Raw genomic sequence first — 10665 nt, forward strand, 5'->3', positions numbered from 1 at the left:
GCCTCCACCCCCTCCCCCCGCTCCGGCGGAGAAGCGGGGCCGGCTGCTGGTGGTGGACGACGAGCCGCTGGTGTGCACGGCCCTGGCCCGCACGCTGCGGCCCCACCACGAGGTGACGATGTCCACGCGCGCCCAGGAGGCGCTGGACCGCATCATCGCCGGCGAGCGCTTCGACGTCGTCTTCTGCGACCTGATGATGCCGGGCATGAGCGGCATGGAGTTCTACGGCGTCCTGAAGGAGCGCTACCCGGAGCAGGCCCAGCGCGTGGTGTTCCTCACCGGCGGCGCCGTCACCCAGCAGGCCCGCGCCTTCCTCGAGTCCGTCCCCAGCCCCCACCTGGAGAAGCCCTTCGCCGGCCGCGAATTGCTTTCACTCGTGCAGGAGCGGCTCGCGCACCCCTAGTGGAGTGTCCACCTGTGGAAGTTTTGGACAGCCACACCCCGGGGCTGTCCCTCTTCTCCCCAACCGCCGCGCCCCCGCGGCCGGGAACCGTGGGCCGGTAACTCTCCAATCCCGGAGTCGCTTGGAGTCTCAACGGGCGGGCACACGCAGGTGCCCGGAATTCCGAGGGATTCCGCACGGGCTGATCCCCACCTGACGCGCTGGTACGCGGGTTGCTCATGCCCTGACGCGCCGCTCCGCGAGTGTGGGGCGGCCTGTGGTCGGGCGTGGTCCGAAAGGGCCTGGGGGGCCGTTCGACATTCTGGATTTGTCGGAGGCACCTGGACGTGAAGTCGTTGCGGCGCAAAGCATGGAGCACGGGCGCGGGGTGGCTGTGCGCGGCGGTGGTGGCCGCGGGCGGGGCCGCCAGCGCGCGTGAGTCCACTCCCAGCAAGGCCGGCGCGTCCTCCGGGCGGGCCTTCACCGCCGCCACGGTGGTGGAGCGGGCCCGGGCCCTGGCGGCGCGCCCCTACGAGGCGCCGAAGCGCACGCTTCCCGAGGCCTACGCGCGGATGTCCTACGACGCGTACCGGGACATCCGCTACCGCAACGACAAGGCCTTCTGGCGCGCGGATGGCCTGCCCTTCCAGGCGCAGTTCTTCCACCCGGGCTTCCTCTACCCCGAGCCGGTGGTCATCCACGTGGTGGCCGGCGGCCGGGCGGAGCCGGTGCGCTTCTCGCCGGACCTGTACACCTACGGCTCGCTGGTGCCGGCGCCGCCGCTGGAGAAGGCGGACGGCTTCGCGGGCCTGCGCCTCACCCACCCGCTCAACCGGCCGGACCACTTCGACGAGGTGCTGTCCTTCCTCGGCGCCAGCTATTTCCGCGCCCTGGGCAAGGGCAACGTGTACGGCCTGTCCGCGCGCGGCCTCGCCATCGACACCGCGCTGCCGCGCCCGGAGGAGTTCCCCTCCTTCCGCGAGCTGTGGCTGGAGCGTCCGGCCCCCGGCGCGGACCGCGTGGTGGTGCACGCGCTCTTGGACAGCCCGAGCGTCTCCGGCGCGTACCGCTTCACCGTCATCCCCGGCGCGAACACGGTGATGGAGGTGGAGGCGACGCTGTTCGCGCGCAAGGCCGTGGAGCAGCTCGGCGTGGCGCCGCTGACGAGCATGTACCTCTTCGGGGAGAACGACCGGGGCGCGTACGACGACTTCCGCCCCGAGGTGCACGACTCGGACGGCCTCTTCGTCTGGAATGGCGACGGCGAGCAGCTGTGGCGCCCGCTGAAGAACCCGCGGCACCTGAGCGTCTCCAGCTTCCGCGCGAAGGCCCCGCGCGCCTTCGGCCTCCTGCAGCGCGACACCGCCTTCACCAGCTACGAGGACCTGGAGGCCCGCTACGAGCTGCGCCCCAGCGCGTGGGTGGAGCCGGTGGGCGACTGGGGCACGGGCGCGGTGCGGCTGGTGGAGATTCCGACGCCCGAGGAGATTCACGACAACATCGTCGCCTTCTGGGTGCCGGACGCGCCGCTGAAGCCGGGCACGCCCATGCGCGTGGCGTACCGCCTGCACTGGGGCTCCCAGGCGCCGTGGCCGGCGTCGGGCGCCTCCGTCACCGCCACGCGCGAGGCCGCGGGCAGCGCGGCGGGAGCGCGGCGCTTCGTGCTCGACTTCTCGCGCCCCGCCACCGCGGGGGACGGCCCGGTGGAGGCCGTCATCACCGCGTCGAAGGGCCAGGTGCTGCGCACCACCGTGCGGCGCCACGAGCCCTCCGGCGGCTGGCGCGCCACCTTCGAGCTGGTGCCGGACGGCCAGCAGCCCACCGAATTGCGCGCGTACCTCAAGCGCGGTTCCGAGACCCTCACCGAGACCTGGAGCTACCTGTGGACACCGTGATGATGCAGACCTCCCGCCCCTCCACGCTGGAGTCCGTGTGGGTCCGCCCGGAGACCCGCGCGGCGCTCGACACCTTCTTCCAGGGCTTCGGCTTCACCTCGGACGAGGACCTGGCCGCGCTGGCCTTCTGGGTGCTGGCGGGCGCGTGCGAGCAGGGTGAGCGGCCCCAGGCGGCCGTGGCCCTGGCCCGCGCGAGGATGGAGACGTGGCTGGCCGGCGTGCTGGGCCGTGAGGCCGGAGGCTCGGTGCTCGCCCGGGGCCGCGCGGCCTTCGTGCTGTGCGACGGCGCGCGGCTGGGGGCCGGCCTGCTGATGCGCGGCTCGGTGCCGGACAACTTCGCGCGGAAGCTGCGCGCGGCGGTGCCCGTGCCGGCGCCGGCGCAGGTGCCCACGACGATGCCGGAGCAGCAGCTGGTGCTGTGGCCCTTCGGCGACCTGCTCCGCCGCTGGTTCGGCGCGGCGCGGGCGGACGTGTCCACCTCGCCCTGAAGAAGCACGGCCCTCTTCCCTTCCGGAGCCCCTGCCCCATGCACGCCCATTCGTTCTCCCCCGAGAGCGCCGGCCGGAGGCGCGCGTGCGTCCTCGGCCTGGCCGCCGCGTCCACCGTGCTGGGGACGTGGGAGATGCACCGCCTCCTGAGCGTCCGGGGCACCACCGCGCCGGAGCTGGTGCTGGTGGCGCTGTTCTCCCTGTGCTTCGGGTGGATTGCGCTGTCCTTCTGGACCGCGGTGGCCGGCTTCCTCCAGCTCGCCGCGGGGGGGCGCCTGCCCGGGCTGCGGTGGCCCACGGCGGAGGAGGAGTCCGCGAAGCTGTCGTCGCGCACCTCGGTGGTGATGCCCATCCACAACGAGGACCCGGCGGCCGTCTTCGCCAACGTGCAGGCCACGTATGAGTCGGTGGCGGCCACGGGGCATCTGGACGCGTTCGACTTCTACGTGCTGAGCGACTCCACCCGTCCGGAGGCGTGGGTGGCGGAGGAGCTGGCGTGGGCGGAGCTGTGCCGTCGCGTGGGCGGCCAGGGGCGCATCTTCTACCGGCGCCGCACGGACAACACGGGCAAGAAGGCGGGCAACCTCCAGGACTTCTGCGAGCGCTGGGGCCGGCACTACGACTTCACGGTGGTGCTGGACGCGGACAGCCTGATGGACGGCCGCACGCTGGTGAAGATGGCGCGGCTGATGGAGCTGAACCCCCGCACGGGCATCATCCAGGCGCCGCCCCTGTGCGTGGGGCGCAGCACGCTGTTCGCGCGGCTGCAGCAGTTCGCCGGACGGGTGTACGGGCCGGTGGTGGCGGCGGGCGCGGCGGCGTGGCAGCTGGGCGAGTCCAACTACTGGGGCCACAACGCCATCATCCGCACGTCGGCCTTCATCGAGCACTGCGGGCTGCCGGTGCTGCCGGGGCAGCAGCCCTTCGGCGGGCACATCCTCAGCCACGACTTCGTGGAGGCGGCGTTGATGCGGCGCGCGGGCTTCACGGTGTGGCTGGTGCCGGAGCTGGGCGGCAGCTTCGAGCAGCCGCCGCCGAACCTGCTCGCGTACGCGCAGCGAGACCGGCGCTGGTGCCAGGGCAACCTCCAGCACCTGAGCCTGGTGATGGCCGGCGGGCTGCACCCCATCAGCCGGGGCCACTTCCTCATGGGAGTCATGTCGTACGTGGCCTCGCCGCTGTGGCTGATGTTCCTCATGGCCGGGCTGGTGGCGGCGCTGCATGACGGGTGGGTGTCGTGGATGCACCCGGCGGCGCAGCCGGTGGACGTGGGCTTCGACACGGTGGGCGCGCTGCGGCTGATGAGCGTGTCCATGGGCATGCTGCTGGCGCCGAAGTTCCTGGGCCTGGGCCTGGCGCTGGCGCGCGGCGAGGACGCGGCGCGCATGGGCGGCCGGGCGAAGCTGGTGGCGAGCGTGCTGCTGGAGAGCGTGCTGGCCACGCTGCTGGCGCCGGTGATGATGCTGTTCCAGTCGCACTTCGTCTTCGGGACGCTGCTGGGCTACCGCGTGTCCTGGACGAGCCAGCAGCGCGAGGACGCGGACCTGCCCTGGTCCGAGGCGGCGCGCCGGCATGCGGTGCACACGGCGGTGGGCGTGGCGCTGGCGGTGGGGACCTTCGCGCTGTCGCCCGGGCTGGTGGCGTGGCTGGCGCCGGTGGTGGCCGGACTGCTGCTGTCCATTCCCCTCTCCGTGCTGACGGCGCGCGCGTCGCTGGGCCTGTGGGCGGAGCGCGCCGGCCTGTTCCTCATCCCCGAGGAGACGGAGCCGCCCAGGGTGCTGTCACGGGCGCAGGACGTGACGGAGGAGCACGCGGTGGCGCCGGTGGCGGACGCGGTGGACCACGTGCTCACGGACGCGAAGGCGCACGCGCTGCACCTGGCGCTGCTGGAGTCGCAGCCAGGGCTGGAGGCGGTGCCGGTGGCGCTGGCCTCGGCGCGACGCAAGCTGCTGGGCGGCTCCGTGGAGCCGCTCTCCGCGCCGGAGAAGGTGGCCGTGTTGCTGGACGCGGGCACGCTGGCGGAGGCGCGGGAGCAGCGTCTGACCCGGGTGGCCTCGTAGGGCGAAGCAGGCACCCGGACGGGCGCGCGATGCGGCCCCTGGGTGGGAGTCCCTCCAGCCCGTCGCGCCTGACGGACACTGGCGTGCCCGCTTCGCTTCCTCATCTTCGGTGGAAGGAGGAGCCGGGGCGGCATCTCGCCGCCGCTCCCCACGGAGCGCACCGATGGCCTCATTCTCCAAGCCTCCCTTCGCCGAGCAGCCACAGAAGGTGCCCGGTCGAACCGCCGCCATGCAGCCCAAGCCGGACCACGGGGAGACCAGCTACAAGGGCACCGGGCGTCTGAAGGGCAAGGCCGCCATCATCACCGGGGGCGACAGCGGTATCGGCCGGGCGGTGGCCATCGCCTTCGCGCGCGAGGGCGCCGATGTCCTCATCTCGTATCTCGACGAGGACGACGACGCCCGCGACACCGCGCGGCTGGTGGAGGAGGCCGGCCGCAGGGTCGCCCTCGTCCCCGGAGACATCCGGGACGCCGCTCACTGCCGGAGCATCGTCGCCCGCGCCATCGAGTCGTTCGGCCGGCTCGACATCCTCGTCAACAACGCCGCCTTCCAGATGACGCGCGACTCGCTGGATGACATCAGCGACGAGGAATGGAGGCAGACCTTCGACACGAACATCACCGCGATGTTCTACCTGTGCAAGGCGGCGGTGCCGCACATGAAGCCGGGGTCGGCCATCATCAACACGGCCTCGGTGAACTCGGACACGCCGAAGCCGAAGCTGCTCGCGTATTCCGCCACCAAGTCCGCCATCGTGAACTTCACGGGCAGCCTGGCGCAGCTGCTGGCGGAGAAGGGCATCCGCGCCAACAGCGTGGCCCCGGGCCCCATCTGGACGCCCCTCATCCCGTCCACCATGCCCAACGAGCAGGTGAAGAGCTTCGGCGAGGAGACGCCCCTGAAGCGTCCCGGCCAGCCCGTGGAGCTGGCGCCCATCTACGTGATGCTCGCGTCCGAGGAGTCCAGCTACGTCTCCGGGGCGCGCATCGCCGTCACTGGCGGCGTGCCCGTCATGTAGTGAAGGAGAAAGCCCCGTGGACATGGGACGCTGAGCATCCGAGTCACTCCAGCAACCCGAATGGCGATTGACGCGCGTGGGCGAACCGTTCGCCGCCATTCAATCCCCTGCCCTTTCGTCTGATATCAATCCGAGACGTCGTTGGCTGTCAGTGATTGGGCTGGCACGCCCCTTCCGCGCGCAAGGGCTTGCGCTACCTGTTTCGCCGCCCGGGTCCGCCGTACGCCTCCATGTCCTCCCTCCGCGCCCGGGTACCGCCCGAACACCCGAGGAGCCCTCATGGCCAAGCCCGCCCATCCCGGTCTGCTGGTCCCCGTCGTATTGCTTGCCTCCGCCGCATCCGCACAGACCTCCGACACCGCCCATGCGGACCGGGCCCGGCAGGTCCGCATCCAGGCCGCCGACTTCCAGCGCAGCCAGCCCCTCCCGGCCCACGTCAACAACGGTGACGAGGCCCGCTACCCGAGCCGCTTCGCCAGCTATTCCAAGGGCCTCCCGCATGACGCGTTCGGCGAGCCGGACCCGGTGCAGTACGACCGGCTGCTGCAGGCCGTCCTCACGGGCAACCCCGCCGACTTCGAGGCCATCGTCCTCGGCGGAACGCGCAAGCTCGTCAACCCGCTGGCCGGCTACGCACTGACGCTCGAGGGCGCCGACCCCAGGGCCCTCACCATGGCGCCCGCGCCCGCCTTCGAGGGCGCCGAGGCCGCTGGTGAGATGGAGGAGCTCTACTGGATGTCCCTCGTGCGCGACGTGCCCTTCAACACATACGGTGGAGACGCCACGGTCGCCGCCGCCATCGCCCGGCTCAACGCCCTCCCGCAGTACCGGGGCATGGGCGCCGGGGGCACCGTCAACGCGGACAAGGTCTTCCGCGCGGACGTGAATGGCGCCCAGCAGGGCTGCTTCGTCTCCCAGTTCCTCCTCAAGCCCATTCCCTACAGCAGCGGGCCCCTGGCGATTACGTCGGACACCAACCCCGCCCCGGGCGTGGAGCCCACCGGAGGCCAGCTCCTCGAGCAGCGCAACCTCACGCGCTTCGCGGGCGATGACCGCGTCACCGCCTACAACGAGTGGTTGGACATCCAGAACGGGCGTCCCCCCGCGGACCCGACGGACACCCTGGAGGACTACGACCCGGTCCGCCGCTACATCCGCAACGGACGCGACCTGGCCGAGTACGTCCACCTGGACTACCCCTTCCAGTCCAGTCTCAGCGCGGCGCTGCTGATGGCGCGGCAGGGAGACTTCCTCCCCGATGGCACCTACGACCCGGACCCCAAGTCCTCGCCGAGGGCCTTCAATCAGGGCAATCCCTATCTCAACTACCGCAATCAGGACGCGTTCATCACCTTCGGCAACAGCGATGCGCAGTCGCTGACGACCCTGGTCACCAACACCGCCCTGCGCTCGCAGTGGTTCCAGAAGTGGGCCGTCCACCGCCGCCTGCGCCCCGAGGAGTACGGCGGGCGCGTGCACAACACGAAGACGGGCGTCCGCACCTATCCCGTGCCCGCCATGCTGCTCAACTCGCCGGTGCTGACGCGCGTGCGGGACAACAACCTCGCCATCAACACCCGGCGCGGCCTGAGCACGGCGGACAGCTACCTGCTCGCGCAGGCCTTCCCCGAGGGCAGCCCCATCCACCCCGCCTATGCCTCGGGCCACTCCACGTACATCGGCGCCGGAGTGACCATCCTCAAGGCCTTCTACCGGGACTTCGAGGTCACCAACCCCGTGACGTCCAACACGGACGGGACGGCGCTGGTGCCCTGCAACGCGCCGGTGACCTTCTACGGCGAGCTGCACAAGCTGACGTCCAACATCGGCGTGGGCCGGCTCTTCGGAGGCGTCCACTACCGCAGCGACCATGACCAGGCCTCGCGCCTGGGAGAACTCTACGCGCTGCGGGCCCTGCAGGACTGGGCGCGCCTGTACCGGGAGGACACCTTCCCCGGCTTCAAGGTGGACACCTTCCAGGGCAGCGTCACGGTGACCGCGACGCAGCCACAGCTTCCCAACCACGTGGCCACGCTGGCGAGCTTCACCCTGATGGACGCGCAGCGAGACGTGCCCGTCCCCGGCTTCAACCCGCTCTTCCACGGCGCCGTCATCGACCTGAGCAACCTCGCGGCCCAGGGCATCACCCAGCTCAACGTGCGGATGAATACGTGGCCGGAGTCGGTGGGCAGCGTGCGCATCGACCGGACCGGCGTGAATCAGGCCGTCGACTCCACCCCGCCCTACTCCCTGGAGGCGGACGCGGACGGCGACTACGCGCCCATCTCCCTGCCCGTGGGCACCCACCGCATCTCCGCGGTGCCCTTCAGCGAGGGGGGCTCGCTGGGGGTTGGCGGCGTGCCGCTGACCATCAGCATCACCGTGCAGCAGTAGTCACGGGAGCACGGGCCACGGGTTGTCTCGGCGACGCTCAGTACCGGGCCTCGAGACTCGAGGTCGCCGAGATGACCGGCCCCGGCTCCGTCGCGTCCCACCGCGGGGGCGTCTCGAACTTCACGACGGCGCCTTCCTTCGCATCGGCGCTCGGCCGAACGATGAGCAGGAAGCTGTGCCAGTGGTAGAAGTCGACCCGCGCCCGGGGGTGCTTCGCGACGGCCTGCTGCACGGGCTCCGTCTCTCGGGCCGTCTTCCACCCCGGTGCCATCTCGGGCACCCGGTTGGCCGGGAAGGACCATGCGGACAGCTTCACCACGTCTGGCGTGTCGAGATCGACGAAGAAGCCGACGGAGAAGCCCTTGTCGCCAATGGGCTCGCTCAATGGGAGGAAGGCCTCGCCGGGAAGGGAGCGGGCGCAGAAGATCCACGTGACGCTTCCGGGCTCGTTGCCCCCGGCATCGCATTCGAGCGAGGCGTCCTTGAAGGCCGCCGCGGTGACGGGCTCGGCCCGAATCTTCCGGGCGATGGCCGCCGCGTGCGCCTCGTCACGGAACGGGACGAGCTGGAGCCCGGCCTTGCCATGCATGTTGACGTTGACCAGCGGGCGCATCCGGAACTTCACCCGCTCGGCCTTGACCTCGAGTGAGGAGGTCTCGAAGGGCCCGGGCCGCCACTGCCGCTCCGGACAGGCGGCATTGAAGGCGTAGCACTCACACCGCAATCCAGGCATCCGCGCCGAGGGGAAGGCCGCCTTCGCCTTCTGCTCCAGCTCCGCTCGTTCCTTCGCTTCCAGCGGCTTCGGGCAATCGGGAGGCGCTGGAGACGTGCTCAACAGCGCCAGGACGACGATGGGAAGGGGCAGCATCCGTGGGCCTCCAGAAAGAGTCACCCAGCTTCGCCCAACCGACGGCCGGGGAGAAGGCACCCTCCCCGGCCAGACGCCACGGAGCTACGCGAACAACCGACGCAGCACCGCCACCATCTGCCCCACGTCGGACGCGCAGGCCATCTCGCGGATGGAGTGCATGGACAGCATGGGATTGCCGATGTCCACCGTGCGGATGCCGAGCTGGCCCGCGGAAATCGGCCCAATCGTGCTGCCGCACCCCAGGTCCGTGCGCGTCACGAAGTGCTGCGGCGTGACACCGGCCTCGCGGCACAGGGCCGCGAAGAACGCCCAGCTCTCGCCGTCCGTCGCGTACGACTGGTTGACGTTGGACTTGATGACCGGGCCCGCGCCCATCTGCGGCTGGTGCTTCGGCTCGTGCAGCGACGCGTAGTTGGGGTGCACCGCGTGCGCCATGTCCGCGCTCACCAGGAACGAGTGGGCAATGGCCCGGTGGAACGCGTCCGGCCGTCCGTCCGAGTGCACCAGCGTGAAGCGCTCCAGCAGCGTGCGGAGGAAGGGCGACGCCGCGCCCTGCGCGCTCCGGCTGCCGACCTCCTCGTGGTCGAACAGGATGACACCGCTGGTGGCCTCGCGCGGCTCGTTGCCGGAGAGCAGCGCGGACAGCGCCGCGTGGCAGCTCGCCAGGTTGTCCAGGCGCGGCGCGTGGAGGAACTCACCATGCGCGCCCGAGCGGATGGACGGCTGCAAATCATAGAGGCACAGGTCGTAGCCGAGGATGTCCCCCGCCTCCGCCTTCACCCCACCCTTCGCCAGCTCCTGGAGGAGCAGCGAGCGCAGGTCCACCGCGCCCGCGCTCTCCAGGCCCAGCACCGGCACCATGTGGTCCTGCGGGTTGAGCTTCAGCCCGTCCGAGTTCACCCCGCGGTTGAGATGGATGGCCAGGTTGGGCACGCGCAGGAGCGGCCGGCGGAAGTCCACCAGGTGCGACTGGGGACGACCTCCCGCCATCACCACCACGCGGCCGGCGAGCGACAAATCCCGGTCCGTCCACGTGTGCAGCAGCACCCCGCCATAGATTTCCACGCCGAGCTGCTGGTAGCCGTTCTTCGTCACCGCGGCGTTGGGCTTCAGCCGCAGGTTCGGCGAGTCCGTGTGGGAGCCGACCAGCCGGAAGCCCGCCTGGTCCACCGGCTTCGTGCCGAGCTGGAAGGCGGCGATGCTGGTGTCCCCGCGGGTGACGAAGACGCGCTCACCGGGCTTCAGCGTCCAGGACTCGCGCTCGTCGAGCACGCGGTAGCCCGCCTGGGTGAGGCGGCGGGCCGTCTCGCGCACCGCGTGGTACGGCGTGGGCGAGGCGTCGATGTACTCCAGAAGGTCTCGGGCCAGGGCGTCGGTGTCGATGGGGCTCATGGGCGCCCCAAGCTAACGCCGTCCGGCCCCTCCGCCACTCCCGAATGTCGCCTCCCTGGCGGGCGGGCGGGCCCCCGGGGCCCCCGCCGGAACGATGGTGGTGTTCGCCCGCGCCCCCGGCGCCGCGTCCAGGAAGGTGCCCAGCAGCACCCACCGCCGGGC

Annotated in this window: 8 protein-coding genes; 6 read left to right on the forward strand and 2 right to left on the reverse strand. The window is 71.2% G+C overall.

What is annotated here, in order from left to right; genetic code table 11:
• The 6 genes from HG543_RS46425 to HG543_RS46450 all read left to right on the forward strand — a co-directional run.
• The coding region (locus tag HG543_RS46425; RefSeq protein ID WP_169351396.1) for a response regulator at positions 1 to 403 on the forward strand (403 nt) is incomplete at its 5' end.
• Positions 404 to 729: 326 nt separating this feature from the next.
• Positions 730 to 2277: a glucan biosynthesis protein gene (locus HG543_RS46430; protein ID WP_169351397.1), complete on the forward strand. Its 1548-nt coding sequence runs from the start codon at positions 730 to 732 to the stop codon at positions 2275 to 2277.
• Positions 2277 to 2765, forward strand: a complete 489-nt coding sequence (locus HG543_RS46435) for a hypothetical protein (RefSeq protein ID WP_246357788.1) — start codon at positions 2277 to 2279, stop codon at positions 2763 to 2765. The genes HG543_RS46430 and HG543_RS46435 overlap by 1 nt, the downstream gene beginning before the upstream one ends.
• A 38-nt stretch (positions 2766 to 2803) precedes the next feature.
• Positions 2804 to 4825, forward strand: coding sequence for a glucans biosynthesis glucosyltransferase MdoH (gene mdoH, locus HG543_RS46440; RefSeq protein ID WP_169351399.1), 2022 nt, complete (start codon positions 2804 to 2806; stop codon positions 4823 to 4825).
• Positions 4826 to 4988: 163 nt separating this feature from the next.
• A complete protein-coding gene (locus tag HG543_RS46445) occupies positions 4989 to 5846 on the forward strand; it encodes an SDR family oxidoreductase (protein WP_169351400.1) in 858 nt (285 codons plus the stop codon).
• 279 nt (positions 5847 to 6125) lie between these two features.
• Positions 6126 to 8240: a phosphatase PAP2 family protein gene (locus HG543_RS46450; protein WP_169351401.1), complete on the forward strand. Its 2115-nt coding sequence runs from the start codon at positions 6126 to 6128 to the stop codon at positions 8238 to 8240.
• A 37-nt stretch (positions 8241 to 8277) separates the two neighbouring features.
• Here the strand turns inward: HG543_RS46450 and HG543_RS46455 are convergent, their stop codons facing one another.
• A complete protein-coding gene (locus HG543_RS46455; RefSeq protein WP_169351402.1) occupies positions 8278 to 9108 on the reverse strand; it encodes a hypothetical protein in 831 nt (276 codons plus the stop codon).
• 84 nt (positions 9109 to 9192) lie between these two features.
• On the reverse strand, positions 9193 to 10503 hold the full coding sequence (locus HG543_RS46460) for a M18 family aminopeptidase (protein ID WP_169351403.1): 1311 nt from the start codon (positions 10501 to 10503) through the stop codon (positions 9193 to 9195).
• Positions 10504 to 10665 lie beyond the last annotated feature (162 nt).

The organism is Pyxidicoccus fallax, assembly GCF_012933655.1.
GTDB classification, from domain to species: Bacteria; Myxococcota; Myxococcia; order Myxococcales; family Myxococcaceae; genus Myxococcus; species Myxococcus fallax.